Consider the following 26,936-nt stretch of genomic DNA (forward strand, 5'->3'; position numbering starts at 1 on the left):
CGAGAGCCTCACTCGGACGCAGCGGTACCCGGCACCGTGTCAGGTGACGTCGCCGGGGACGCGGATGCGCTCGGCACGAGCACGTACACGTACGCCGAGATCGAGGCCGTCGACTCCTCGCCCGACCCGTCGACCGAGAAGTCCTTCACGAGGAACAACCGCGGGAGGTTGCGCAACGCGTCGACGAGGCTCACGACCTGCGCGACGTCGCCCTTCACCTGCAGGTCGAGCGGCACCGCGACGAGGTTGCCCGTCGAGACGAGTGCAGCATCGGTGGGGTCCACGGGTGCTGCACCTTCGAGCGGGTCGATGATCGCCGGCGCCGGCGCAGCGGGCGGTGCGGCATCCGTCGCCTCCCCGTCGGCGGGTGCGTCCGCCGGCGGGGCCTCCGGCGCGGGAGCGCCTGCGGACGGGGCGCCGTAGAGCACCGGCGTGCCGAGGGTCGCGCTGGTGATGCCGGCCCCGGATGCGGCGATCGCGTCGTTGAGCTGCAGGTAGATGCCCGACGGGTCGAGTTTCGGCGGAATGGCCGTCGCGACCCCGGCGAGCTCGTCCCGCAACGCGTCGATGCCGGCGAACTTCTCTTCGAGCACTGCGAGCTGCTGCTCGTGGAGGGCGTTGTCGGCCTCCGTCTGCAGGATCGACCCGGCGGCGGTGCCGATCTCGGTGAGTTTCGGGGCGATCCCCACGAACCAGCCGAGGGCCACGATCGCGACGATGAGAAGGGTTCCGCCGAGCACCCACAGTCGGCGCACGCTCACTGGTCGACCCCCTCGGCGTCGACAGTCGGTTCGGCGTCCGCATCGGTGGCCGTTCCGTCGGTGCCGGCCGGGGGCGTCACGAGGGCGTCGCGGGTGAGCGACACGGTCGCGATGCCGACGAGGCCGTTCTCGTCCTGCGTGAGTCCGTTCGGCATCACCTCCGACGCTCCCAGCATGCCGGCGAGGTTGCCCAGCCACGTCGCGTAGTCGGGCACCCCGCCGAAGGACGCGGTGAGCTGCATGGTCGCGATGCGACCGGCTCCGAGCGGCACGGTGGGTTGCGTGAGGGATTCGAGCGGGCTCGCGCCCTCGACCGAGACACCGGTGATCGTGGCTCCGGCCGGCAACGCGGCGGTCGCGGCGGCGACGTAGGCCGTCCAGTCGATCTCGGTCGCGGTTCCGACGCGTGCCGCGGCGCGGGAGACGGCGAGTTCGTTCTCGACGACCCGCACATCCGTGTACTGCAACTGCTGGGTGAGCAGGTCATCCGTGCGCGCCTGGGCGAGCTGCAGTTCGCTTTGCACCTGCAGCGCGACGAACGAGAACAGGCCGTACGCACCGCCGACCACGATCACGGCGAGCGCCGCGCCGATGATCATCCAGCGGCGCACGACCTTGTCGCGCTCGCGCTCGCGGATCTCGACGGGCAGCAGGTCGACGCGCGGGGACCCGCCGACGACGAGGTCGCCCTTCGCGGCGCGGGCGCTCACGCGGCGCTCCCGAGCGCGAGTCCGAGCGCGACGGTCATGCCGGCGGTCTGCTCGGCCGACGGGGTGAACTTGTGCAACTCGACCCGGGCCAACGGTTCGGCGGAGACCACCGGGATGCGGCTGAGCTCGTGCAGGGCATCCGGGATGCCCGGCATCCGCGCTCCCCGGCCGGTGAGCACGATGCGCGAGATCGGGGACTGCGGATGCTGCGACACGAAGTAGGTGAGGGTGTTGCGCAGCCCCACGAGGAGTTCGCCTACGGAGGCGTAGCTCGCCTCGGCGATGCGGTGCTCCTCTGCGTCCGCGGGGTTCGCCGGCATGCCGACGGTGCGCTTGAGCTGCTCGGCCTCGTCGAGGGTCACCTGCAGGCGGGACGCGAGGGCGGCGGTGAGGTCGTCGCCGCCGGCCGGGATGATGCGCACGAAGCCGGGCACCCCGCCGGTCGCGATGACGACCGTCGTGGTGGTGCCGCCGACGTCGATGAGGGCGACCGTCTCGGGGTCGTCGCGCGTGGTCAGCAGCCGGGTGAGGGCGAAGGGGATGAGGTCGACCTCGACCGGTTCGAGCTTCGCGAGCCGCACGGCGGTCACGTTTGCGAGCACCGCCTCCTTGAGGGCGGCGATGAGCAGTCCGTGCACGACCGGCCCGTTCTCGCTCACCCCTTCGGAGACCGGGTAGAAGTCGAGGATCGCGTCGGCGACGGGCACGGGCAGCAGGTCCTGCACTTGGAACGGCAGGGAGTCCTTGATCTGCTTCGCCGACAGCTTCGGCACCGTGAGCTCGCGGGCGAGCACGCGCTGGTTGCCCATCCCGAGCACGACGCGCTTGGTCGAGAAGCCGCCCTCGGCCCAGAGCCGCTTGAGCGAGGATGCGACGGTGTGCAGTTCGCGCACCTCGCCACTGCGCACCGCCCCTTCGGGCAGCGCGATCTCGTGGTAGCGCACGACCTTCGGCCGCGCCGAACCGGGGTCGACCACTTCGACCCCGCGCAGGCTGTCTCGACCGAAGTCGACACCCACCACCTTCGTACTCATCTGTTCCCCCCAGAAGTCATTGGCGTGCGGTCAGCTCACGCCGAAGAGACCGAGATACGACGACCAGATGCGGTCGCCGAGAAGGATCGCGAGCCACGCGCCGATGAGCATCCACGGGCCGAACGGGATGCCGGATCGACGCCCGACCCGCTTGCTGGCGAGCAGCACGAGGCTGACCACGCCGCCGACGAGGAACGCGGAGAGCGACCCCACGATCAACGCCGGCCAGCCGAGCCAGCCGAGCGCGAGGCCGATGGCCGCAGCGAGCTTGACGTCGCCCATCCCCATTCCTCCGCCGCTCGCGATCGCGAGCACGAGGTAGAAGGCGAACAGGATGAGCGCGCCGAGCGCCGCCGTGGCGAGCCGCGCGAGGTCGCCGGTGAGCAGAGCGGATGCGGTGAACAGCACCACGAGCACGGCGATCGTCGGCAGCACGATGCGGTTGGGCAGCGTGTGCGTGTCGAGGTCGATGAGGGTGAGCGCGATGCTCACCGCCATGAAGAAGAGGTACGCCGCGAGCACGAGCACCGCCGCGACGGTCGGCGCCCATCCACCCGCCTCGAGCACGCTCGGCCCGAAGACGAGCGTTACCGGCACGAACGCGAGTCCGGTGGCGAGTTCGACGAGCGGGTAGCGGGCCGAGATCGGCGTGGCGCAGTCGCGGCAGCGGCCACGGAGGGCGAGCCACGACAGCACCGGCACATTGTCGCGAGCGCGGATGGGCGTGCCGCAGTTGGGGCACGCGCTCGGCGGGTGCACCACAGACAGTTTGCGGGGCACGCGGTACACGACCACGTTGAGGAAGGACCCGATCAGGGACCCGAAGATCCCGAGGGCGACGGCGGCCACGATCATCCCGCCACATCGTAACGAGCGGTGAGCGTCACGGATCCGGGAGTGCTCACGGTGGTGGAGGAACTCGTCACGCCGGGGATGTCGAGGGGCTGGTAGATGAGGCGGGTGTTGCCCGGGAAGTTGACGTGGCCGCCGTACACCTGGCCCTGCATGCCCTCCGAGTGGTTGTTGATGCTCACGTTGCAGGGCGAGTACAACAGCATCTTCACGTTGACGAGATTGAACTTGTCGGACTTGATGTCCCCGGCGTTCTGGGTGTTCGTACACGAGACGGTGACGTTGTTCGGGTCACCAGGCACCGGCGCGAACGAGACGAAGCCCGCGTCGCTCGGCACGATGAACGCGACCTGCCGCTTGGTCGAATCGGTGGACTTCAGCTCGAAGTTGTTCTGGCTGCGGAATCCGCCGGCGTTCATGACGGCAAGATCGGCGCCGAGCTTCACCGTGACGTTGTCGAAGTTGATTGGCTCGAGGCAGCCGCGAGCGACGTAAAGAGTCTTGTGGGTGAGCGTCTCTGCATTCTGGATCGCGGTCTTCACCTGGCCGCAGGAGTTAGAACCGCTGTACAGCACCACGGTGTACCCACCATCGCGCCACTTCTGCAACGATGCGTCATCGCTCGCGATCTTCGGGAACGAGTCGCGGGCGGGCGGAAGCACCTGCGCGGGCACCGAGCCGGTCGCGGGGTAGCCGAGGTTGTTCGGCAGGGAGGCGGCGGGATCGGGAACCGGGATCGTCAGCGTTCCACAGGCAGGGTACGGGTCGCCCGTCTTGTTCGTACAGGTCTGGTTCTTGTCGCCGATGCTGCCGTCAGGGATGGAGATCTCGCCGTGCACGCGTACCGAGCCGCCGACCTTTCCGCCCTGGGTGCTCGACGTGCCATTGCCGATGAGGTTGCCCGAGGTCGAGAGCGCGTTCCGGCCGATGGCGTTGTAGCCGCTGGTGTTGTGGTTCGCGACGCCGATGCTGTCCTTGGCGTACACGCTGCCGCCGACGGACGCCTGCTGACCGATGGTCACGCCGCCCGCGAGGCTCACGATCGAGCCGCACACGCTGTGGCTGGCGCCGCCCGCGCTGCAGGGCTTGCGCCCGCCGTTGTCGCTCAGCTGGATCGGTCCGTTCGCGACGACGGTGCCGCCGACGTGGGCCGTACCGAGGTTGAGGAGCCCGCCACTCGCGGAGTAGACGCTGCCGTCGACCTCCACACCGCTCGAGAAGTTGATGTTGCCCTTCGCCCAGACGCCGCCCTTGAGCTTGCAATTGTTCTCGAGCGTGAGGTCGACCTGCGAGTGGATGTCGCCCTGGATGGGCACCTGCGTCTTGCAGTTGACCGACCCGTTCGTATAGACGTCGGCGTCGAAGACGCCGGGGGCCGAACCGATGAGCTCGGTGTTGTTCGTGAGCGTGAGCGACGACTCGCCGAAGATCGCCTTGTCGAGCGCGGCCGCGGCCTGGCCCGTCACGATCGTGAGCTCGGCGCGCATCACGTGGGTGTCGCCGACGCTCGACGACGTGCCGCGGTTCGCGGCACGGCCCGTCGAGGTGATCACGGCCGAGGCGGGGGTACCGGTCACGGTGGATCCGGTGCACGGCAGCACCGTGCCACCCGAATTCCGGTACTCGATCGTCGCGGTGTAGTTCGGTCCGTTCGGCACGCTCGGCGCGATGCAGTCGTACGAGCCGGTGAGGATCCGACCGTACGCCACATCGATGCCGGCATCCGCGGACGCCTTCGCCTGCACATCCGCTCGCGAGACCGTCGTGACGCTGTTCGCGGCGAGCACCGACGACGAGACGGCGACGCCGACGAGCACGCTCACCGCGACGAGGGCGACGACGAGCACGAGGGCGGACCCCTCGTCGTCGCGACGGAGTCGACGCAGGTTCGGGATGCGGGGCGACCGGGTCATGCGCATGAGGCGGGTGCCGTTCCGGTCGTGGGTGTCTTGAGTGCGGCGATGTCGGTGTCGATGCGCACCGGGGCCGTGTCGGTTCCGGCGATGTCGAAGACGACGCGCACCTTCGGCGCCGCGGTCGAGCCGGTGCTCTGGAAGATCGCGGTCTGGCCGGGCGCGAGCGTCACGCCTTGCGCGAGCAGGGTCCACCCGGCGAGGTCGCCGGCCGTCGCCGGGGTGGGTACCGCCGTCGCGCTGCGGCGGGTGTAGACCTCGCCGGTGAAGCGGTGGAACCAGGCCCGGCACTCCCACGTGACGGCACCCGCTTGCGTCACCTTCGCGGTGCGCGACTTGAGCACCTGCCCGAACGAGTTCGACGCGACGGAGATCGGGGTGGAGCCGCCCGCGTTGCGGATGCCCTCCTCGACCGAGGACGCGACCACTTGGCCGTCGCTCGTCGCGGTCGTGATGCGGGTGACGTCGCGCTGCGTCGTGATCGACGAGATGAGCATGCCGCCGCCGATCGCGACGATCACGCTCAGCAGTAGCGAGTAGATGATGAGCTCGACGAGCGTGAGACCGGCATCCTGCTCGCGCACTCGGCGCGCGGCGGTGCGGATGCTGTTCATGGTCTCACCCGCTTACATAGATGACGGTCTTCGCCGTGGAGACGAGGGTCGAGCTGCCCGACTTGAAGACCCGGGCGGTGTAGACGACGGAACCGGCCGAGGAACTGCAGGTGACCTGGTCGTCACTCGTGAAGGTGGTGCCGCGCCGGTCGGTGACCGACTCGTCCGACGCCGCATAGCTCTGCAGCGCCGCACACGTGGTGCTCGTGCGCGCCCCCTCGAGCCGGGAGCTGACGAGCTGAGTGGCGGTGGCGAGGGAGACGTTGTCCCTCGTCGTGGTGAGGCTCTGGATGAGGAGCGGCAGGATCGCGATCGCGACGAGCGCCAGCAGGAACATCGAGATCACGATCTCGATGAGGCCGATGCCCTCTTCACTCTTTGCTTGCCGGGCGAGGGCGGGGCGCCGTGCGTCCCGCCCTCGCTTTCGTCCGCGATTTAGGCGCAAGCGGCTTCGGTCTCTTCGACGGCCGTCTTGTCCGTGACCTTGAAGATCTTCCCGCCCTCGTACTGCGCGCTGATGCAGAAGGTCTTAGCGGCAACGTTGGGCTTGTAGGTGACAGGGATGTCGTCGCTCGGGTTGTAGCCCGCCCCGGTGTCGCCAGATTCGAGCGTGGTAGGAAGTTCGCCCTTCTCCGTGAGGTAGGCGACGACAGCGGTCTTTGCCTCAGTGACCGTGCCCTTCGCAGAGTTGTCCTTCGCCGTCGCCTGGACGTTCAGGTAGATCGGGATGGCGATGGCGGCGAGGACGCCGATGATGAGCACGACCACCAGGAGCTCGATGAGCGTGAAGCCCTTCTCGTCGCTCTTGATGCGGTCGCGGAACGAAGTCAGATTCGTGTGCAGGCGGGTGATCATTTTCGTGTCCTTTTTCTCGAAGAGAGTGATTCTCGAGCCGTCCCCCCAACGGTGATGACCCGACTCTTTGAGACTAGAAACCGCGACTCACCGGGGTAATCCCTTGAATGGGGGCAATGACGCGATATTGCGCCCCCAATGCGAGTGCCCCCGAAACGGGGGCACCTACTGCACGGTGCCGATGATCGAGAAGATCGGGAGGTACAGGGCGACGATCATGCCGCCGACGACGATGCCCAAGAACGCGATCATGAGCGGCTCGATGAGCGCCGTGAGCTGCTCCGTGGTGGACTGCACCTCGTCGTCGTAGAAGTCCGACACCTTGGCGAGCATCTGCTCGAGCGCGCCGGAATCCTCGCCGACGGCGATCATCTGCACGACCATCTGCGGGAACACCGGCTCTTGCGCGAGCGGTTTCGCGATCGACTGACCGTGCCGCACCGACTCCTGCACCTTGCGCAGCGCGCTCTCGATGACGAAGTTGCCGGAGGTCTCCCCCACGATCGCGATGGACCGCAGGATGGGCACGCCGGAGCCGATCATCGTGGAGAAGTTGCGGGTGAAGCGGGCGATGGCGATCTTCTTCGCCAGGTGGCCGAACACGGGCACGCGCAGCCGCCAGGGATCGACGACCCGGCGCACCTTCTCGTCGTTCTTGTGCCGGCCCCACCACACCGATCCGACGACGAGGAGCACGGCGAGCAGCGGCGCGAGCCACACCATCTGCTTCGACATCACGACGAGGAACTGGGTGGGCAGCGGCAGCTCGCCACCGAGGTCTTGGAACATCTTCTCGAACACCGGCACGATGAAGATGAGCATGCCGATCACCGCGAGGATCGACATGATGAGCACGATCACGGGATAGGTGAGCGCCGCCTTGATCGTGTTGCGGAGCTTCACCTCCTTCTCGAAGTTGCCGGCGACCGATTCGAGCGCCTTCTCGAGGAATCCGCCGACCTCGCCGGCGCGGATCATGTTGATCATGAGCGGCGGGAAGTCCAGCTGGTGCTTCGCCATCGCATCCGACAGCGAACTGCCGCGCTCCACATCCGTGCGCACCTCGCCGAGCACCGTCTTGAGCTTCTTGTTCTCGGACTGGTCGGCGAGGATGTTGAGCGTCTGCAGCAGCGCGAGGCCGGCGGCGATCATGGTGGCCGCCTGGCGACTCATGATCGCGAGGTCTTTGAGCCCGACCTTCTTCTCGAACGCCGGGATCGTGATCTCGCGCTGCAGTCCGGTGCCGCCGTTCACCGGGGTGATGCCCGTCGCCGCGATGCCGAGGGCGCGCAACCGCATGGCGACCGCCTGCTCGGAGGCGGCGTCGATGCGGCCCTTGATCGGCTTGCCGGAGCCGTCGACGCCCTTGTACTCGAACGTCGTCGCCGTGGTCATCAGGTGCCCCGCGAGAACGAGTCGCCGAAGTCGATGACGCCCATGTCCTGCAGCGGGGCGTCCTCGCGCTTCACGAGCCGCTGGAAGCCCTCGGGGTCGTGCACCTTCTCGAGCGCCGCCTCGTTGGTGACCGTGCCGGCGTTGACGAGTTCGGCGAGGTGCTGGTCCATCGAGTGCATGCCGAGCTCACGCCCCGCCTGCAGCGCCGACGGCACCTGGTAGGTCTTGCCCTCGCGGATGAGGTTCGCGACCGCCGGGGTCGTCACCATGACCTCGGTCGCGACGACGCGTCCCTTGCCGGATGCGCGCTTGACGAGCGTCTGACAGACGACGCCCTGCAGGGTCGCGGCGAGCTGGGAGCGGATCTGATCCTGCTGGTGCGGCGGGAACACGTCGATGATGCGGTCGATCGTCTGGGCGGCCGACTGCGTGTGCAGGGTCGCGAACACGAGGTGCCCGGTCTCCGCCGCAGTCAGCGCCGTGGAGATCGTCTCGAGGTCGCGCATCTCGCCGATCAGGATGACGTCGGGGTCCTGCCGCAGCACGTGCTTGAGCGCCGCACTGAAGCTCTTCGTGTCCTGCCCGACCTCGCGCTGGTTCACGAGCGAGCGCTTGTTGCCGTGCATGAACTCGATCGGATCCTCGACCGTCATGATGTGGTCGGCACGGGTGGAGTTCACGAGGTCGATGAGGGCCGCGAGCGTCGTCGACTTGCCCGAGCCGGTCGGTCCGGTGACGAGCACGAGACCGCGCGGCAGGCGCGAGAAGCGCTCCACGCTGTCGGGCACGCCGAGCTGCTTGAGCGTCTTGATCTCCGTCGGGATGAGACGGAATGCCGCCCCCATCGCCTCGCGCTGGAGGTACACGTTCACACGGAAACGCGACTCGTCCGAGAGCGGGTAGGCGAAGTCCAACTCGAGCTCGCGCTCGAACGTCTCGCGCTGCTGCTCGGTCATGATCGAGTGCAGGTGGGCGGTGACGGTTGCGGCATCCCAGGCGGCCGCGCCCTCGATCGGGCGGAGTCCGCCGTCGACGCGGATCATCGGCGGCGCGTCCGCGCTGATGTGCAGGTCGGATGCGCCGGACGCGACCACGTGGTGCAGCGCCTGGCGGATGACCGAGGCGTCGGCGGTGGACGCACGACCGGCGCTGTAGGCGCTCGGCGCGTCGGTCGTGTGCGGTGCCGGGAGGTACGACGTGGGGGGCGCTTCGACGGGCTCAACGAGCGTGCGTTCCCCGAGCTCGTCGACGGGAACCGTCGCGCGACCCGCTTCGACGGGCTCAGCGACCGCGCGTTCCCTGAGCTCGTCGAAGGGAACCGTCGCGTGACCCGCTTCGACAGGCTCGGCGGCCGGGGTGGCGTACATCGGAACGGCGAAGGCGGCCGCGTTCTGGGCCGCGTAGCCGACCGAGGGGTCCGCGCCGCCGAAGACGATCGGGTCGGGGGCGGGGGCCGGCGGCGGCGCCGTCGGAGTCGTCGTCTCATAGCCGGCGGGCGGCGGCACGACGGGCGGTGCCGCCGCGTAGCCGAGGTCGACCGGCGGGGCCGTGTACCCGAGGTCGACGGGCGGGGCCGCCGGGGTCGGCACGTACTTCGGGCCGGATCCCGAAGGGGGGCCGCCCCACGACGCGTCAGCCGAGGGAGCGGCCCACGCGTCGCGGGAAGCGGCGGTCCAGGCATCCGCTGCGGGTGCAGCGGACGGAGTGGCGGCGGCGGGGGCCGCCGGAGTGGTGTCACCGGCGGCGGGAGCTGGCCCGCTCGCCGCGGTCGTCCAGGCGGTCACGCCGGGGTCCGTCCAGGCCTGCACGGGCTCGGCGGGCGTGGTCCACGACCGCTCGTCCGGCGTCGCCCATGTGTTGGCGGGCGTGGCCGGGTCGGCGCCCCAGGCGGGCGACGACCAGGTGCCGTCCGCGCCGGACGCCGCGGCCTCATCCGCACCCCACACCGGTGGCGTGGGCTGCTCTTCGGCGCCCCCGAACGACGACTTGTCCATGCTCATGTCCCCCCTCGGGCCGTCAGGCGACGACCCGCAGAATCTCTTCGATCGAGGTGAGCCCGAGGCGCACCTTCGCCCACCCGTCCTGACGCAGCGTGAGCATCCCCTGCTCGATCGCCTTGCGCCCGATGTCGGCACTCGACGCTCGCGCCACGGCCATCCGCTCGATGTCCTCGGTGACCGTCATCACCTCGTGCACGGCGATGCGACCGCGGTAGCCCGTGTTCGAACACGTGATGCAGCCCACCGGGCGGTACACGGCGGGCGGCTGCTCCCCCGGGTGGTACAGGAACCCGAGTCGCGCGAGCTCGTCGATCGGATGCTGGTACGGCTCCTTGCAGCGGTCGCAGAGCCGCCGCGCGAGGCGCTGGGCGACGACGCAATCCAACGCGGACCCGACGAGGAACGGCTCGATGTCCATCTCGATGAGGCGGGTGACCGCGCTCGGCGCGTCGTTCGTGTGCAGCGTCGACAGCACGAGGTGGCCGGTGAGCGACGCCTCGATGGCGATCTGCGCGGTCTCCTGGTCGCGGATCTCGCCGAGCAGCACCACATCCGGATCAGAGCGCAGGATGCTGCGCAGCGCGCTCGCGAAGGTGAGGCCCGCCTTCGGGTTCACCTGCACCTGGTTGATGCCCGCCATGCGGTACTCGACCGGGTCTTCGACGGTGATGACGTTGATCTCCGGCCGGGCGACCGCGTTGAGCGTCGTGTACAGCGTGGTCGACTTGCCCGACCCGGTCGGGCCGGTGACGAGGATCATGCCGTACGGCTTCGTGTACGAACGGCGGTACGCCTCGAAGTTGCGCTCGAGCAGGTGCAGGTCGCTCATGCTGCGACCCGTGTTCGTGTTGTCGAGGATGCGCATGACGACCTTCTCGCCGTACACGGTCGGCAGGGTCGCCACGCGCAGGTCGATCTGCCGGCCCGCGTGCATGATCGCCATGCGGCCGTCCTGCGGGCGGCGGCGTTCGGCGATGTTGATGTCGCTCATGATCTTGAGCCGCGAGATGACGCCCGCCTGGATGTTGCGTGGCGCGCGCTGCACCTCGTGCAGCACGCCGTCGATGCGGTACCGCACGCGCAGGTCCTGTTCGCCCGGTTCGATGTGGATGTCGGAGGCGAGATCCTGGATGGCCTGGCTGATGAGCAGGTTGACGAACCGCACGATCGGCGCGTCGTCGTCCAGCGCCTCGATCGCGCTCGAGCCCATCGGCTCGATCGAGCCCGACTCCTCCTCGAGCGTCGAGGTCAGGTCGTTCAGCTCGCCGTCGGCGCGATGGAACCGGTCGATCGCCGCGGTGAGGTCGCCGCGTTCCGCGACGGCCTGCAGCACGGGCATCCGGGATGCCGTGCGCACGTCGTCGAGGGCGAGCACGTCGCCGGGGTCGGCCATCGCGACGATGAGACGGCCCTCGTGCATGCCGATCGGCAGCACCGCGTGGCGACGGCAGAGTCCGGCGGGCACGAGCGCGACGGCGGTACGGTCGACGGGGTAGTCGACGAGTTCGACGAACGGGAGTCCGAGTTGAGCGGCCCGCGCCGAGGCGACCTGCGCCTCGGTGACGACACCCGCCTCGATGAGCCCGCGCACGTGCTCCTCGTCCCCGCCAGGGTTCTGGGCGACCGCATCCAGGCTCTCGATGGGCATGAGGCCGCGGATGATGAGGATGTCGGTCAACGACGTCACGGTTCCCCCTCCCGCTCGGAATGCGTCGCGAGAAGAGGGCGATCCCCCCGAACGCCTCGCTCGTGTCACGCTAACCCGGCGTGTCTCCCCCGGACAGTCCGCGTTGTGGGGGTAGGACGCTCAGGATGCCCGGTCGGCCGCGCTGTCGCGGCGCCGCGCGACCACCGCGAGCCCGAGCATCGCGCTCGTCGCGAGCACCTGCGCAGCCACCGCCGTCCGCGTCAGCGGATCGGCATACCCCTCGTCGATGAGGCGCACGATCGAGATCACGACCGTGCCCAGCCACAGGACGGTGACGACGAAGAGGAGAAGAGCGGGGAGGACGGGATCCCGCCGTTCGCGGTCGTTCGCCCGTCGACGCGCGGCGAGCGTGAGCGCGACGAGTGCAGCGATCATGACGACCGCGGCGGCCACCGTGGCCTCGGCAGGCTGCAGCGCGTGGGCGTCGCTGCCGATCAGGGACGAGCGCGCGTGCAGGGCGGGCGCCACGAACGCGAGAACGACGCCGGTGATGCCGAGCGTCCGGGCAGTGCGGCGGCTCGGTTCAGCCACGGGGACGCCACCGGCGGCGTGCCGCCGCGTGCTCCCGCGCGACGTCCGGTCTCACTCCGGGCGACCGCCTCGGGGTGCGGGGCCGCCGGCCAGCCGCTGCAGCAGCCACCGCGCCGTCGCGTCGTCCACCTCTCCGTCGAGATAGAGCCATCGCACACCGGCGACCGCCGTGGGAACCGCCGCATCGCGGTCCGCGTGGTCGGCGACGACGTCGCGAAGGCGACGGAGCATCCCGCGGTCGATCTCGTCGTGCCGTTTCAACGCGTCGACGCGGGCCCGGTTCGGATCGACGGTGCGCTGCGAGGGCACGGCCCGTCGATGACGTCCGGCGAGCACGGCGTACGCCACGGCCGTCGCGAGGGCCGCGGCGAGCAGCACCAGTCCCCCGATGGCAGGTCCGGTCACGCCGAACGGCTCTCCGCCCGCGCGGGCGGCGGCCACGGCGAGTGCGATGGCCACGGCGATCGGGGTGGCGACCACCGCCGCACCCGACAGCAGCCCTGTGCGGGAGCCGAAGGTCCGGTCGCGACGGGTCTCCCCCCACAACAGCAGCGAGGCGGCGATCAGGGCGAGCACGCCCGAGATCACCGCACCGGTCTCCACCGGCAGGATGTACTCCCCGGCTCTCCTGAAAGCGGGAAGGACGGGGATCGGCGACAGCACCGCGAGGGTCGTGGACCCGACGGCGTGCGCCCGGACCGCGGGCGAGGCGCGCTTCCAGGCCGCGGTCTGGTCGTTCCCATCGGGCATCGGGACGGCCGCGAGTTCGGCCTGGTGCGACGTCACGAGCTCATCGAGTCTCGTGCGCAGGTCGGCGGGAGCGCTGGCACGCTCGAGGCGCAGCAGGATCTCCGCGCGGGAGTACGCACCGCGTCGGATCTCCTTGACCGTCTGCTCGACTGCAGGGGAGAGGGGAGCCTCGTTCACCGTGGCGTCGGCGAGCACCGCATTGCTGAGCGCGTCCCACTTCGAGGCATCCGTCATGTCGTCACCTCGCTCGGCTGCGACAGGGCGGTCGCATTCGCCTGCTGCGTGGCGGCGCCCGCGAGCACATCGAGATGTTCGAGCATCTGTCCCACCCACGGCAGCTGGTCGTCGATGACCTCGAAGATGTCGATGTGGTCGCCTTCCACCCGCGCTACACGGACGACGCCGTACACCCGGGGCAGAGGCTCCTCGTCATCGCCGCGTGCCAGCCGGGCCACACGAACCAGCCGTTCCGCGGAGCGCGGGGCGAGCTCGGTGACCACCGGATCGGTGGACGGCGACGGAACCTCCGCCAGCAGATCGACGAGCACGTTCTCGAGAGCGGGAGTGCGGGCGAGCCGGTACTGCTGCACGACCGCCAGTGCATGCCCGGCCAGCGGGTAGTACCAGTACCGGCGATGAGCACCGTTCCCCGGGTGGGAGGCGATCGCTCGCGCGCCGGCTCGGATGAGGTCGGCCTGCACACCCCCGGGGACGGCCGCTTGACGGGCGACCTCGTCAGCCCAGTCGTCGGGACCGGCGAGGTGTCCGGCGGGGAAGGTGAGGGGCACCTCGATCCACAGCTCGGGGTCGAGGTCGTCCTGATCCGCTTTCGCGTCCGTCACTCCGACCGCCTCCACGTGAACGTCCCTGCGACGGCGTCGATGAGCGCGAGAAGCGAACGGGTGAGCTCATTCTCCTCGTCCCCGGTCGGGTACAGGATGGATCCGGCGACCACGGCCGGCCGCAGCCGACTGCCGTCCGGCGCCGGGAAGACATACCCCACCGACAGGGCTGACACACCCTGCTCGCCGGCGGCGTGATCGGTGCGTTCCTCCCAGCGCACGATCCGTGCGGTCCCCTCTTCGCCCACCTTGACCGTCGCGCCGCGCGCGGTGAGCGCCGCCTCGAACCGCGCGGCGTCCTCCTCGCTGCGGAACGGGGCGGGCAGCACACTCACCGATGCGGGCAAGGCGACGCCCTCGACGGTCTCCGTGGGTACGTGCACGGCGACGGCACCTCGTCGACGCAGCTCCTCGAACGACGTATGCACGAGCGCACGGAATCGCGTGAGGGCCCGCATGTCACCGCTCGCGGCGAATGCCTCTGTGAGGTTGTGGACGACGTGGCGCTCCGCCTCCTGGTTCGGCCGGAAACGGCCCCACCCGGGCGGGAAGATCAAGGAGTACTCGTACGACGTGCCGCTCACGATGCTGCCGGCGCCAGGAACTCGTCCCGGAACTCCCCATAGCCGGGCACGACCTGCTGGGCCGGCGTGTCGAGGGCCAAGAGGGCGTTGATGCCGTTGTGCACCTGATTCGCGACGCTCGGCACCAAGTCGGCGAGTCCGGACTGTGTCATCGCTCGACGCAGGTCCGCGGCGCCGTTCATCGCGCTGAGCGCGTTCTGCTGCAGGCCGAGCGCGTTCGCCGTGAGCGTGTTGCCGCCGAGGATCGTGTTCCAGACGTTCTGCAGCCCGCGCTGCACGACGTTGCCGGAAACGGGACGCATGAGGTCGTCGATCTGACTGAGCACGGGGCCCCGCGCCGACTGCGCGACACCCTGAGTCATGTAGTGCGTCAGCTTGTCCCGTGTCAGGCCGAGGGCGGACTGCATGGCGGCCGGGCCGAGCGAGGCGGTGAAGGTGCGGACGAATCCTCCGCTCGCGCCGATGGCCGCCGCCGCGGGTTTGACGAAGGGGATGAGGCCGACGACGTCGAGGCCCACGTCGATCCAGGTGGCCCTGCCGCGCGAGACCCGGTAGATGTTGGCGAGCAGGCTGACGACGGTGAGCACGGCCGCGATCGCGAGGAGCACCGCAGCGGTCACCGGGAAGAGCATCGCGACGACGGTGATTGCCACGAGCAACCATCCGAGTGCCGTCATGAACTCGTCGAGGGCGTCGTCGAACCAGCTGTCGTCGTTGCCCGCGATGTCGAGGGCGTGTTCGATGCCGGCGACGGCGTCGTCGTAAGCGCTCGACCATGCCTCGAAGTGACGGTCGTACCGGGACCAGAGGTCCTCGAGAGCGTCCTCGGCGGAGGACAGTGCCGACCTTGCGTCGGAGAGCGTATCGCGGGCGTCGGCGCGCTCGCGGTCCGTCGCCTCCTCCTCCCACAGCCAGGTCGTGTTCTGGTCGTCGATCGTGCCCTGGGCCGCATCGACCTCCTCGCGCGCCGCGGCGGCGTTGCGGACGGCCTGTTCGATGTCGTCCACGAGGGGATCGACGTTCTGTCGAGCGGTCTCGAGCGCGGCCGCGTAGGCGCGCAGGACCTCGCCCGTCTTCTCGTAGCGGACGGCCGCCTTGCTCAGATCCTCGTGGACCTCCCCCGCGGATTCGCGCAGCTTGTCCACAGCGTCGCTGATCTGCGTGACGCCGTCGCTGATCCGCTCGAGCGAGGTGGCGGTGGCGTCCATCTGCTGCCCGAGCCGCTCGAGCTGCCGCCCACGGCGGTCGAGGTCGTCCGCGTTGCCGTCGAGCACCGTGAGCGGGTTGCCGCCCGGTGAGGTGATGAAGGTCATGATGCGCTCCCTCTCAGACGGCTCGGTTGTCGGGGCCGGGATTGTTCAGCAGCGTGTATTCGGCGTCCGACATCGACGACTGCAGACCCGCATCCAGCTCGCGGAATCCATCGACGATCGCCTGCAGGTGCTCCTGGGTCTTGGTGAGCTTCTCGGTGAGCTGTTCCCGGTTGTGATCCCAGCCGGACTCGAAGTCACCGACGCGGGCTTGCAGTTCGCCCCGGCCCGCCGGGTTTCCGGCCGCCTGCTCGGCGCGGTCGTTGTCCTGTGCCACATCGGTGAACTCGGTGATCGCGGCTCTGAGCCCCGCGTTCACCTCGTCGAGGTCCTCCATGTTGAGCCAGACCCTGTCGCCCACCCGGGCCCTCCTTCGGTTCGTTCGGTCACGACCGGACGGCGGGCACGCACGCGCACCCGCCGTCCGGTCGTACGACTTCGATCAGTTGCCGGCGAGTGCGGCGTCGTGCTCGCGGGTCTTCTGCGCCATGTCGCGCAGCGCCTGCGCCATCTGGGAGATGCCCTCGACGGCGTCACCCACACCCTTGTTCAGCTCGCGGTAGCCCTCACCGAACTTGCCCGAAGCAAGCTCCGTCTGGAACCCCTCACCCAGCAGGTCCTCGACCTTGCCCAGCAGCGTCGCCAGCTGGCCCCGCATGTCCTCGGCGCCGGCGTCGAGCGTGCTCGCGGTCTGCTCCATGTCGTCATAGCTCGCGTGGAAAGTCATCTCACTCGTCCTTTTCGATCCGATCAACGACCGCCCGAACCGGCGATCAACTGCTCACAAACTAACCGAGCACCCATCACCTGCGCGATGGGGAGCCCTCCCCATCCGCCTCAGACCGGCGAGGCGGGGTCGCGCTCGAGCTCGTCGATGGTGCCGATCCGGATGGAGTCGAGCAGCCCGAGCAGGTCGTCGAGCATCAGGGCGATGCGGTCGAGCGAGGGGTCGATGACCTCGATCAGGAAGATCGCGCCGTGCGACTCGGCGGCGAGACGGGCCACTCCGAGGATCCCGACGCCCGTTCCGCCGTCGGCGTCGTCGATCCTCGCCGGGAGCGTCTCGAGAGCGCGGACCGCTTCGCCGAACACCCGGGACGGGATCCGCTCGATGCGCGGCGCCATCACCGTCTCGGCTCCCGTGGTGGCGATGTCTTCGAGGGTCGCCTCGCCGATCACGGCGCGGGGTACCACCGAGAGGTGAGCCAGCGTGGTCTCCAGACGGTCGAGGGGCAGGTACCAGAAGGTCTCCTGCACTCCGGCGTGCGGCGCGGGCACGTCGAGCACCGCACTCGCGGTGCGGCGGTACCACTCGGCGATCTCCCCGGCGTCCGTCACGCCGGCCGCGAGCCGGCTCGGCACGTCGGCGAGCCAGGCGTCGGCGTCGACCCACTCGCCGAAGGGGAACTCACGCGGCACCGGCACCCACGTCGCCGGGTCGGCGATCAGGCGGTAGCCGTATTCGGTCATGTCCATCGGAACGTCCCAGCGATCGCATCGGAGAGCAGTTCGAGCGTCGAGACGTAGTCCGCCTCCGGCTCGTCGGTGAGGTGCAGCACGGCCGTGGACATGAGCATCGCCCGGCGCGTGTCGCCGGGAGCCGGGATGAGGTAGTGGAACGTGCGCGATCCGACCTCTTTGTCGCCCTCGACCCCCTGCCGTTGCTCCACCCAGCGCATCACCGCGCCGACCGGCAGGTCGGCCACGCCGAAGGAGCCGCGCGAGCGGTGCGCGGCGACCGTCTCGAGCGTGCTGCCCGGGTCGGCGGTGTAGCGGAACAGCACGACGGACATCGGAACGGGCGTCTCGTCGTCGAGCTGTCCGGGAAGGTAGACGGCGACGGCACGGGACCGCCGCAATCCCTCCATGTACTGCGTCACGCGACGGCGGACGACCGCCTCGACGTCCGGCCGCCCGGCACGCCGGAAGCGGTTCGTCGCGAGATTCAAGAGCGCGGACTCTCCCGCCGCGTCGGCGGTGAACTGACGCCATCCGGGCGGCAGGGCGATCCGGTAGGAGGCAGGGGTCGCGGACGAGCCTTTGAGGCTGTCGACGAGAGACGCGTTCATGCGGTGCCCTTCGGGACGGGGGTGAAGCTCGTCGCGCGCACGAGGTCGGCGAGCGGCTCGAGCAGGTCGTGGGCGATCTGCGGGTGCGCGGTCACCAACTCCGCCGCGACGACCATGTCGTCCACGACGCCCACCGCACGCGCGGTCACGATGTGATGATCGCTGCGGCCCACACGATAGACCGCGTCCCAGGCCGCGGACGCGACCTCGCCGTATCGGTCGTCCGGAACGCCTCCGTGGTGGAGCAGCGCGGCGGTGTCCTGCCTGCCTGCCAGCACCAGCTCACGCACGGACCCGCGTCCGATCGCGGCCACCGACGTGGTGTCGACTCGCGCGACCGTCACCGGTTCGCCGTCGACGTCGAACGCCCAGAAGGCGCCCACGGTGGTCACGGTCCGGAGCTTGGTGTCCGCCGCCTCCCCGGCGCTGGATCTCCATTGCCGTCGCGAGCGGCGCACGCGGCGCGCGTGCCGGTCCGCGTGCTCGGCGGCATCCGCGATCCACGCCGCCTTGGTCGTCCAGCGATCATTCGGATACTCGAAGGGCACCTGGAGCCACGTCGACGGGTCGGCGTCGACCTGCGCCGCCGCGCGGACGGTCGCGTCGGCCACGGCATCGCCGCCGCGCTTGCGGGCCGCGATCATGCCGACGATCAACGCCACGGCCCCGATCAGCTGCAACGGCACACCGATCCAGTGCAGTCCGAGCCCACCATCACGATCGAAGGGCACGCCCCCCTCCATGGGGTGCCACCGGGCGAAGGCGAACGGGACGAACCCGAAGACGATCACCTCGAGGACCAGGAAGTAGAACAGATCGGGCACGTCGCTGCGGCGTGCTCCCGCCGCGAGGAAGACGGCGGCCACGGGCGGGACCAGCGAGATCGCGACCGGGACGAACCACGGCAGCGGCACGACCGGCCACTCGATCAGTGGAGGCCATCGCACCTCGTCCAGCTCCCCGAACCGGCCGCCCGCGATGAAGGCCGCGACGATCGAGAGCAGGAACAGCGCGATGATCGCGAGCGCCGCCCCCATGAACGCGCGCCGGGCGTAGCGGTAGCGGGGCCACGGATTCGCGGCATCGGTGCTGAGCATGTCTCCCGAGCCTAGTAGCCCTTCTCGGCGTCCTTCAGCCCGTCGAAAGCACCGAAGTTGTTGGAGAGGTCGATGCCGAGGCCCCCACCCCAGAGTCCGGTGAAGCCGACCTGGTAGCCGGCACCGGGCAGCGCGGCCCGGCCGGTGTTCGCGAGCCACTGCGTGACCGCGGGGAAGTGCGAGAAGTTGTTCTTGACCTGGCCGAGGAAGGTGGCGTACTGCCCGAACTCGTCGCCGAAGCGGATCGCGTTCAGGGGGTTCTGCAGCAACGGGATCTTCGTTCCGGCATTCGTGATCGACCTGGCGGTCCACCAGGCACCGAGGCTGCGGAACGGGTGCAGCAGGCTGAAGCGCGGCAGCGTCGCACGCACGGACTGGTAGACCACCCCGCGGCCGCTGCTGATGAGCGTCGAGATGGCGGGCGCTCCCTTGCCGGCGAGCCGGGTCAAAGCGCCGCCGGCACCGAAGGTCAACAGCCCGATGGCTGCGACCGCCACGTCGGTCCACGATCCCCGCCCGTTGGCCACCTTCACGATCTGCGCGACGAGGATGGCCGCGGAGAGCGCGACGGCGAGCGCGGTGATGACGAGGCCGATGGGGCCGGTGATGACGAGCGCGAGCAGACCGAGCCCGATCACCACCCATCCGGCGACGTCGAGCACGTTGTCGAGGATCTCCCAGCCGCCGTCGTTGTTGTCCGCGGTGTCCATGGCGCTCTGCACGCCCTTGACCGCTTCGTCGTACGCCGTCTCCCACTCGCCGAACGCCTGGTCGAACGTCGTCCACAGCTCGTTGAGTGCGGTCTCCTTGCCGGTGACGGCGGTCTTCGCCGACGACAGCTCCCCGCGCGCCGCAGTGAGCTCGGCCTCCGTGGGTTCCTCCTCCCACACCCAGACCCGGTTCAGGCCGTTCAATTCGCCTTCCGCGTCGTCGCGGGCCTCACGCGCCGCCTCGAGGTCGGCATGGGCCTGCTCGATGTCGTCGATGATGGGATCGATGATGTTCTGCGCCTTCGACAGCGCGGTCGCATAGGTCTTCAGCGTGTCGCCGGTCATCTCGTAGCGCACGCCGGCCGCACGCAGATCCTGGTCGATGTCGCCCGCGATCTCGCGGATCTTGTCGACCGAATCCGCGATCTGCGCGGTGCCTTCCGAGATCTTGGTCAGCATCGTGGCGGTCGTCTTCATCGACTCGCCCACCTCGACGAGGTAGGTGCCGCGTGTGTGGATGTCCTCGGGGCGGCCTTCGAGGTGTCGCAGCTCGTGGCCACCCGGCGATGTCAGCGTCATGGTGCTCTCCGTAGTTCGCCGCGCCTACCGGGCGCCGTTGTCGGGACCCGGGTTGGTCAGCGCGTTCTGCATGTCCTGGTCGAATTGCTGCCAGCCGTCGATGATGCCCTGCAGGTGCTCCTGCAGCTTTTCGAGGTTCTCGAGGAGGTCGCCGCGCTTGTCGTTCCAGTCCTCCTCGAACGCCTCGACCTTGGAGCGCAGCTCACCCCGGTCGTCGGGGCGCCCGACGGCCTCCTCGGCGCTCTCATTGCTCTCGGTGGCGTCTTTGAAGTCGGTGATCGCCGCCTTCAGGCCGGCATTCACCTCGTCGAGGTCCTGCATGTTGAGCCAGACCTTGTCGGCCATGCTCGTCTCCTTCGCATGAGGCGGCCATCGCCGCGAAAAGACGGGGGTGGGAGCGGCGGGCGGTCACCGCCCGCCGCCCCTGGGTCAGTTGCCGGCGAGTGCGGCGTCGTGCTCGCGGGTCTTCTGCGCCATGTCGCGCAGCGCCTGCGCCATCTGGGAGATGCCCTCGACGGCGTCACCCACACCCTTGTTCAGCTCGCGGTAGCCCTCACCGAACTTGCCCGAAGCAAGCTCCGTCTGGAACCCCTCACCCAGCAGGTCCTCGACCTTGCCCAGCAGCGTCGCCAGCTGGCCCCGCATGTCCTCGGCGCCGGCGTCGAGCGTGCTCGCGGTCTGCTCCATGTCGTCATAGCTCGCGTGGAAAGTCATCTCACTCGTCCTTTTCGATCCGATCAACGACCGCCCGAACCGGCGATCAACTGCTCACAAACTAACCGAGCACCCATCACGTGCGCGATGGGGAGCCCTCCCCATCCGACTCAGACCGGCGAAGCGGTGCTCGGCACGTCGTCAGCTCGGCGTTCCACGTCCACCACGCGGTCGGTGTCGGAGACGAGCGGGAGCTGCACCCGGAACACCTGCCCGTTCTGCACGTACAGCCCGCGGCCCTCAGGGAACTCGTGTCGCGCGACGCGCGGGAACGGCACCTTGAACACGCTGTCGCCGTCGTGGGTGTCCGGTTTGAGGATGATCCCCTTCCGGCCGCCCTTCATGTCGCCGACGAGGCCGAACCCGCTGCCGAGCGCCGTGATGTCGGCTTCGGTGATCAACAGGTGGTCGCTCCGGTTGATGAGCTGAGCGAGCTGGGTGAGCGGCTTCTCGGCCGGCGTGCCGGCGAATTGCGGGAAGTTCTCGATCACGATGACGACTCGATCCCGGATGTCCTCGTCGGCGACGACCTCGTTGAGCTCCTTGATGAGTTCCACGGCGTCGTCGACCCGCGTCGCGCTCCGCATCCACGGGAAGTCGTCGGTCAGCCGCGAACGACGACCACCGATGTGGAAGAAGCGCGCCGAGGGATCCCATCGATGCACCAACCGGGTGAGGGCCCGGAGGGCGTTGGTCTTTCCGCTCAGCGGCGGTCCGCCGACCACGAAGCTGCCCATGGGGTCGAAACCCATGGCCGCGAGGGCTTCGTCCGAGACTCCGAGGGTCGGGAACTCGCCGACGGCATCGGGCAGCTGATGGAGCGACAACTCCCGCGGCAGGGCGCCGACCGGCGGGGCCGGAATCACGCCGTGCGCGACGAGACGCTCGGCGAGCGCCTTCGTCGCCGCCGTCTGCTCCGACACGTTCGTCGTGCCGCCGATGATCGCGAGCTGCGTCTCGTCGCCGTCCACGATGGCGCGACCAGGCGGTGACTTCTCGCTGAGCACGTCTTTCGGAGCGTCGAGGACCGCGTACGACCCCTCGTCGGGCATCCGGAGCACCACGCGGCGCTGGATCGCGGCGTTGACGGCGGTCGGCACGCTTCCGTACCGGTCCGCCGTGATCACGACGTGGATGCCGAGCGGTCGCCCCTCCCCGAGCACGCGCATGAAGGCGTTGTAGAGCGGCCCCCGCGAGAGGTTCGTCTCGTATTCCGCTCGGAAGGCTCCGAAGCCGTCGAGGAGCAGGAGGATGCGCGCCTCGTCGGGACGACGGGCAAGCTGCCGGTACTCGTCGATGCTCGCGGCATTCACCGCGGTGTAGGCCTCCGAGCGCCGATCGAGCTCGCCGCGGATCATCTTGAGCAGCCGGGCGATGCGCTCGTGGTCGTCACCGGATACGACGGCCCCGACGTGCGGGAGCACCTCGACGCCCCGCAGTGCACCCGTTCCGAAGTCCATGCCGTACACGGCGACCCGGCCGCCGCCGGGGTTCATGCCCGCCGCGACGGCGAGCGATCGCAGCAGGGCCGTCTTGCCCGTACCACCGGTCCCGTACACGGCCATGTGGCCGTCCTTGTCGGGGTGGAAGTACGTCGGCACCTGCAGCTGCAGGTGCGGGCGGTCGCTGATGCCGATGACGAGAGCGGAGTCGCGCTCCTGAGGGAGCTGCAGCAGGTCGTACGCCGGCCCCAGGTCGTCGAGCCACGGACGGCGCGGCGCGGGGATGTGCGCCTGACGGGCCGCCTCGACGAGGTTGGCGACGAGCCGCGACTGGTCGTTGGGACCGAGATCCGCATCCTGCGTGGCCGACTCGTGCGCGGGGGGCTCCCACACCTGCGTGGCGCCGAACCGCAGTTCCGCGACGCTCACGCTCACGGCATCCGGCTCGTCGGTCGTCCAGCCTCCCGCGTAGCCCGACTGGAACGGCGTCAAGCGTCCTGGACCGGTCTTGGCGATGCCACGGCCCGGGATGGCCGGGTCGAACGTGCCCGCGACGGGGTCGCCCACAACGTCCTTCGAGTCCGATTCGTCGGCCATCCGCAGCGCGACCCGCAGGTTGGTGTTGGCACGCAGGTTGTCCTTGATGACCCCGGCGGGCCGCTGGGTCGCCATGATGAGGTGGATGCCGAGCGAGCGGCCGCGTTGCGCGATGTCGACCACGCCGTCCACGAACTCCGGCACCTCCCCGGCGAGCGCCGCGAACTCGTCGATGACGAGCACGAGGGCAGGGGGGCACTCCGGGTCGCCGCGCTTCTCGAGCTCGAGCAGATCCTTGGCCTTCTTGCGGTTGAAGAGGTGCTCACGGTGATGCAGTTCCGCTCGCAGGCTGGTCAGCGCACGCCGCACCAGGTGCGGGCTCAGGTCGGTCACCAGCCCGACGCAGTGCGGCAGGTTGACGCACTCCGCGAAGGCCGACCCGCCCTTGTAGTCCACGAAGAGGAAGGTCACCCGGTCGGGGCTGTACTCGGCGGCCATGCCGAGCACCCATGCCTGCAGGAACTCGGACTTCCCCGACCCAGTCGTACCGCCGACGAGGGCGTGCGGCCCCTGCGTGCGGAGGTCGAGGTGCATCGCGTCCGGTGACGACTGCCCCACGAGGGCACGGAGCGTACCCGCGCGCTTGCGCTGCACGGGCGGTCGGCCGCTGCGGTCGTGGATCGAGTTGTTCTGAGTCCACCGCTCCACGGCCGCGCGGGGCTCCGCCCCGAGGTCCGTGCCGAGCAGCGTGAGCAGGCTCACGCTGCGGGGCAGATCGCTCGAGTCGGCGATGACGGCACCGGCATCGACGACGGGGGCGAGACGGCGTGCCAGCATCCGGGCGTACTCGACGGACACCCCCTCGACGGCCACGCGCTCGACGACCATGCCCTGCCGCACGAAGTGCACCTGAGCCTCGGTCAGCCCGGTGCTCACGTCCACGAAGGTGCGGCAGGCCGCGGGCAGCGCCTCGCGGACCGGTGCCATCCAGATCGGGAACACGTGTGCATCCGCAGCGTCCTCGACGAGCTGTACGAGGCGTGCGCGGTCGACCGGCGCGTCGTTGGCGATGAGGAGGACGAGCGCAGCGCCCCCGTCGGTGAAGAACGACGCGGCGTCGCGCGTACCCACCTTGGCCCCGCGGGCGGCGGCGGCATCGTCCTCGTCGCTCGCCCCCCGCTGCAGCTCGCGGACCCCGAGCTGCTTGCGGCGCACCGCGATGATCTCCTCGAGGGCGTTCAGCAGGGCGGTCCCCGTCGCGGCACTGTCGGCCAGCTGGATGCCCTCGACCGGGCTGTGCGGGGAGGTGGTGTGGGGCAGCCACTTGAGCCACTCGAACTCGGGGGTGACCGTCGGCGAGAGCAGGGCCGCGAACGCGACCTCCGCCGGCGAGTGGAGCCCGGCGTACTGCACGAGCAGCGCGCGCACCGCGTCGGCCGCCTCGACGGCGCCCCCGCAGACGCCCAGTGCGCCGGAGAGGAACGGGTTCTCGACGACGGGCACCCCGTCGATGAACCGCATGCGGTCGCGGAGCTCGTCGACCCGACGCTGGAAGGCGGGGAGCCCCCGATTGGCGTCGTTGTCCTCGATCGTGTTGCGGCTGGGCATGGCCCCCAGCCCGAGCCGCACGTCGAGGAAGTTCCAGTGCTCGGGGCGCCGGGTCCAGAGCATCGGGCCGAGCCGGTGCGCCTCGGCGTAGACCTCGGCGACGGACGGGCTTTCCTTGAGCCGGAGCGCCCGCTCCTTCGGCACCTCCGTCTGCAGCTGCTCCTCGAGGTCCTCGATCTGGAGTTCGAAGCGTTCGATCTCGATCTTCGTCTTCTTGCCCACGCGACTGCGTTGCGCGAACCAGTTGCCGATGGCCATGACGGGCGCGAGGGCGATGAACCCGAGCGACATCGGATTGCCCGTGAAGCTGAACATCATCGCGCCCATCAGGACCGGCGCGACCATGATGATCCAGTTGAACGGCTGCGGCTCCTTCTCCCGTGGCACCTCGGGGGCGTCGTATTCACGCCCGAGGTAACGCGCCTCGACCCGGGGGGACCGGTTGAACCGGAGCGCCCCGCCACGCTCGATGATGCCGTCGTCGAGTTCACTCGCCGACGCCAGCAGCACGATGGACACCCGCGTGTCACCGAGCAGCACGGACTGCCCACTCGGCAGCCGCAGTCGCGGAACGAGACCCCCGTCGACCAGGATGCCGTTCGCCGAGTTCATGTCGACGACGTCGATGGTCGACGAGGTGATCTCGACCCGGGCGTGACGCTTCGACACGAGCGGATCGCTCAGCACGACGGCGTTCCCGGCGTCGCGGCCGATGGTGCTCGAGCCGACGGGCAGCCGCACTTCGAGCCCGGCATCCGGACCGCTCAGCACCCGCACGACGGCCGCCGCGCTCCGCGGGTCGACGCCCGCGGCCCCCGTCGGATGGATGGGTGCCGGCACCGTCGCGGCGTCGAAGCCCGACCCGACCGGGGCGTCTCCGATCGGCGACGCGGGGTCGAGGGTCACACCCTTCGGGGCCTCGGGGGGCGCCACCTGAAGGGTGAGGGGGACGGACCGGTCGGGCGCGCCCGGCGAGAAGGGATCGGCCTCGATGACCGCGCGGGCGACATCGCCGACGGTGGCTGTCGCGTCCGCCGTGACGACGATGTCCACCGGCTCGCCACTCGAGCGCCGGTATGCGAGCTTCAGCTTCATCAGTCGACCGCCGTTTCGAACTGCTTGACAAGGAAGGACCGCTCACCGAGGTGCACCCTGCTGCCCCAGGGTGCGTGCGCGCGCTCCTCGGGCACGAGCGCCGTCTCCTGGCCCGAAGGGGGAACGACGGCGGATCCGTTGCTCGATCCTCGGTCCTCGATCCAGATGCCATCGGGCTCGATGCCCACGAGCGCATGGGTCTTGGACATCGAGAAGGAGGGGTCGTCGATCGCGATGGCGGAGGAGATGTTCTCACCCGCGCGGGGTTCGGGCCGACGGCCGATGAGCGTCGTGCCAGTGAGTTCGTAGCGCGCACCGTCGTCGCCGACGAGCACGGCGCCGTCCGGCGCCCGCGGCGGCATCGGAGGCGGTGTGACGTAGCCGGGACGGACGGGCGGCGGCGCAGCGGTGGGAGCCGGGGCGCCCGAGTGATCCGGGGCCTCCGCGCCGACCACGGCGGCGCGCGAGCGCTCCCCGGCCGCGAAACGGACGGCATCCGATGCGCTCGTGGCCAGTGAGGGCATCTGCACCTCGTCGGCGTGCGGTGCATTGAGGCGCCTCCGCGCCATCCGCAGCGCCTTGGCGTCGAAAGGGTCGACCCCGTGTCGCCGGTCGATGATCCAGTTGCCGCCGATGTGGTCGTGCCAGCCGCGCCCGCGCCGCTCGCGGTCCCACAGCGGCGAGAGCAGGAACACCAACGCGCCGATCAACGGCACGATGACGGACGCAGCACCGACCACGAACGCGCGCAGCACCATGCGCCAGAAACCCGGCTTCTCGAACGTGCGGGCGTTGACGGAGCGGATGCCGACGATGGCCTTGCCCGCCGTCACGCCGCGTAGTCCGTGCACGATGAGCTGGACGAGCACGTAGACGACGATCAGGGTCTGGCTGATGATCGACCAGAGCAGAACCGCTTGCAGGTCGGGGTGCCCGAGCCCGGCCGACACGGCGTCGGGGTCGGCCATCAGACGGAGCGCAGCGGGCGCGGCGCCGATCCCCATCGGCAGCGCCAGCAGGGCGTAGAACGCGGCGTCGATCGCGAACGCGGCGGAACGACGACCGGCGGAGGCGGGGACCAGGCCGAGGGCGGCGGCGTACGCAGGGTCCGGCTTGCCGTCGGGGAGTAGTCCGGCGATGGGCTCCTTCTCAGGCACGTCGAGCGTGACGCTCACTGGCACTCCCCTCGGGTTCTCGTCGTCCACGGCGCGCGTGACCGATCCATC

26 protein-coding genes are annotated in these 26,936 nt (G+C 69.7%); all 26 read right to left on the bottom strand.

Annotation, left to right across the window (positions count from 1 at the left end; translation table 11 throughout):
- Positions 1-8 precede the first annotated feature (8 nt).
- Positions 9-761, bottom strand: a complete 753-nt coding sequence (locus CLV46_RS14035; RefSeq protein ID WP_100365353.1) for a hypothetical protein — start codon at positions 759-761, stop codon at positions 9-11.
- A complete protein-coding gene (locus CLV46_RS14040; RefSeq protein WP_100365354.1) occupies positions 758-1,471 on the bottom strand; it encodes a hypothetical protein in 714 nt (237 codons plus the stop codon). The genes CLV46_RS14035 and CLV46_RS14040 overlap by 4 nt, the downstream gene beginning before the upstream one ends.
- Positions 1,468-2,505, bottom strand: a complete 1,038-nt coding sequence (gene pilM / locus CLV46_RS14045; RefSeq protein ID WP_100365355.1) for a type IV pilus assembly protein PilM — start codon at positions 2,503-2,505, stop codon at positions 1,468-1,470. The genes CLV46_RS14040 and pilM overlap by 4 nt, the downstream gene beginning before the upstream one ends.
- Positions 2,506-2,535: 30 nt before the next feature.
- Entirely contained in the window at positions 2,536-3,360 is an 825-nt protein-coding gene (locus CLV46_RS14050) for a prepilin peptidase (protein ID WP_100365356.1), read from the bottom strand.
- Positions 3,357-5,270 (bottom strand): hypothetical protein, encoded by a 1,914-nt coding sequence (locus CLV46_RS14055; RefSeq protein WP_157802340.1) that lies wholly within the window; start codon positions 5,268-5,270, stop codon positions 3,357-3,359. Before CLV46_RS14055 ends, CLV46_RS14050 begins: the two co-directional genes overlap by 4 nt.
- Positions 5,267-5,884 (bottom strand): PilW family protein, encoded by a 618-nt coding sequence (locus CLV46_RS14060; protein WP_100365358.1) that lies wholly within the window; start codon positions 5,882-5,884, stop codon positions 5,267-5,269. The genes CLV46_RS14055 and CLV46_RS14060 overlap by 4 nt, the downstream gene beginning before the upstream one ends.
- 4 nt (positions 5,885-5,888) lie before the next feature.
- Positions 5,889-6,230 (bottom strand): hypothetical protein, encoded by a 342-nt coding sequence (locus CLV46_RS16735; RefSeq protein ID WP_157802341.1) that lies wholly within the window; start codon positions 6,228-6,230, stop codon positions 5,889-5,891.
- An 89-nt stretch (positions 6,231-6,319) separates the two neighbouring features.
- The gene (locus CLV46_RS17085) at positions 6,320-6,739 is read right to left on the bottom strand and encodes a type IV pilin protein (protein ID WP_100365360.1); all 420 of its coding nucleotides are present in this window, start codon (positions 6,737-6,739) and stop codon (positions 6,320-6,322) included.
- A gap of 165 nt (positions 6,740-6,904) precedes the next feature.
- Complete coding sequence (locus tag CLV46_RS14075; RefSeq protein WP_100365361.1) at positions 6,905-8,134, bottom strand: type II secretion system F family protein; 1,230 nt, start codon at positions 8,132-8,134, stop codon at positions 6,905-6,907.
- Complete coding sequence (locus tag CLV46_RS17090; protein ID WP_281253578.1) at positions 8,134-10,134, bottom strand: type IV pilus twitching motility protein PilT; 2,001 nt, start codon at positions 10,132-10,134, stop codon at positions 8,134-8,136. The genes CLV46_RS14075 and CLV46_RS17090 overlap by 1 nt, the downstream gene beginning before the upstream one ends.
- Before the next feature lie 16 nt (positions 10,135-10,150).
- Positions 10,151-11,821, bottom strand: coding sequence for a GspE/PulE family protein (locus CLV46_RS14085; RefSeq protein ID WP_100365362.1), 1,671 nt, complete (start codon positions 11,819-11,821; stop codon positions 10,151-10,153).
- Between the two features lie 120 nt (positions 11,822-11,941).
- Positions 11,942-12,373 carry a hypothetical protein gene (locus CLV46_RS14090; RefSeq protein WP_100365363.1) on the bottom strand — a complete coding sequence of 144 codons (432 nt, stop codon included), beginning with the start codon at positions 12,371-12,373 and terminating at the stop codon, positions 11,942-11,944.
- Positions 12,374-12,424: 51 nt separating this feature from the next.
- Positions 12,425-13,357, bottom strand: a complete 933-nt coding sequence (locus tag CLV46_RS14095; protein WP_100365364.1) for a hypothetical protein — start codon at positions 13,355-13,357, stop codon at positions 12,425-12,427.
- Complete coding sequence (locus CLV46_RS14100; protein WP_157802342.1) at positions 13,354-13,965, bottom strand: hypothetical protein; 612 nt, start codon at positions 13,963-13,965, stop codon at positions 13,354-13,356. Before CLV46_RS14100 ends, CLV46_RS14095 begins: the two co-directional genes overlap by 4 nt.
- On the bottom strand, positions 13,962-14,549 hold the full coding sequence (locus CLV46_RS14105) for a hypothetical protein (RefSeq protein ID WP_100365366.1): 588 nt from the start codon (positions 14,547-14,549) through the stop codon (positions 13,962-13,964). The genes CLV46_RS14100 and CLV46_RS14105 overlap by 4 nt, the downstream gene beginning before the upstream one ends.
- Positions 14,546-15,862, bottom strand: coding sequence for a hypothetical protein (locus CLV46_RS14110; RefSeq protein ID WP_100365367.1), 1,317 nt, complete (start codon positions 15,860-15,862; stop codon positions 14,546-14,548). Before CLV46_RS14110 ends, CLV46_RS14105 begins: the two co-directional genes overlap by 4 nt.
- 13 nt (positions 15,863-15,875) lie before the next feature.
- The gene (locus CLV46_RS14115) at positions 15,876-16,220 is read right to left on the bottom strand and encodes a hypothetical protein (protein ID WP_100365368.1); all 345 of its coding nucleotides are present in this window, start codon (positions 16,218-16,220) and stop codon (positions 15,876-15,878) included.
- Positions 16,221-16,301: 81 nt separating this feature from the next.
- The gene (locus CLV46_RS14120; protein WP_245866884.1) at positions 16,302-16,586 is read right to left on the bottom strand and encodes a WXG100 family type VII secretion target; all 285 of its coding nucleotides are present in this window, start codon (positions 16,584-16,586) and stop codon (positions 16,302-16,304) included.
- A gap of 110 nt (positions 16,587-16,696) precedes the next feature.
- Complete coding sequence (locus CLV46_RS14125) at positions 16,697-17,335, bottom strand: hypothetical protein (RefSeq protein ID WP_157802343.1); 639 nt, start codon at positions 17,333-17,335, stop codon at positions 16,697-16,699.
- On the bottom strand, positions 17,326-17,928 hold the full coding sequence (locus tag CLV46_RS14130) for a hypothetical protein (RefSeq protein ID WP_100365370.1): 603 nt from the start codon (positions 17,926-17,928) through the stop codon (positions 17,326-17,328). The genes CLV46_RS14125 and CLV46_RS14130 overlap by 10 nt, the downstream gene beginning before the upstream one ends.
- Positions 17,925-19,025, bottom strand: a complete 1,101-nt coding sequence (locus CLV46_RS14135; protein WP_100365371.1) for a hypothetical protein — start codon at positions 19,023-19,025, stop codon at positions 17,925-17,927. The genes CLV46_RS14130 and CLV46_RS14135 overlap by 4 nt, the downstream gene beginning before the upstream one ends.
- Before the next feature lie 11 nt (positions 19,026-19,036).
- Positions 19,037-20,314, bottom strand: a complete 1,278-nt coding sequence (locus CLV46_RS14140; RefSeq protein ID WP_100365372.1) for a hypothetical protein — start codon at positions 20,312-20,314, stop codon at positions 19,037-19,039.
- A gap of 24 nt (positions 20,315-20,338) precedes the next feature.
- A complete protein-coding gene (locus CLV46_RS14145; protein WP_100365373.1) occupies positions 20,339-20,659 on the bottom strand; it encodes a flagellar protein FlgN in 321 nt (106 codons plus the stop codon).
- An 84-nt stretch (positions 20,660-20,743) separates the two neighbouring features.
- A complete protein-coding gene (locus CLV46_RS14150; RefSeq protein WP_245866884.1) occupies positions 20,744-21,028 on the bottom strand; it encodes a WXG100 family type VII secretion target in 285 nt (94 codons plus the stop codon).
- A gap of 110 nt (positions 21,029-21,138) precedes the next feature.
- A complete protein-coding gene (locus CLV46_RS14155; RefSeq protein WP_100365374.1) occupies positions 21,139-25,710 on the bottom strand; it encodes a type VII secretion EssC family protein in 4,572 nt (1,523 codons plus the stop codon).
- Positions 25,710-26,885: an RDD family protein gene (locus CLV46_RS14160; protein WP_157802344.1), complete on the bottom strand. Its 1,176-nt coding sequence runs from the start codon at positions 26,883-26,885 to the stop codon at positions 25,710-25,712. Before CLV46_RS14160 ends, CLV46_RS14155 begins: the two co-directional genes overlap by 1 nt.
- Between the last annotated feature and the right edge of the window lie 51 nt (positions 26,886-26,936).

The organism is Diaminobutyricimonas aerilata (genome assembly GCF_002797715.1).
Taxonomy (GTDB): domain Bacteria; phylum Actinomycetota; class Actinomycetes; order Actinomycetales; family Microbacteriaceae; genus Diaminobutyricimonas; species Diaminobutyricimonas aerilata.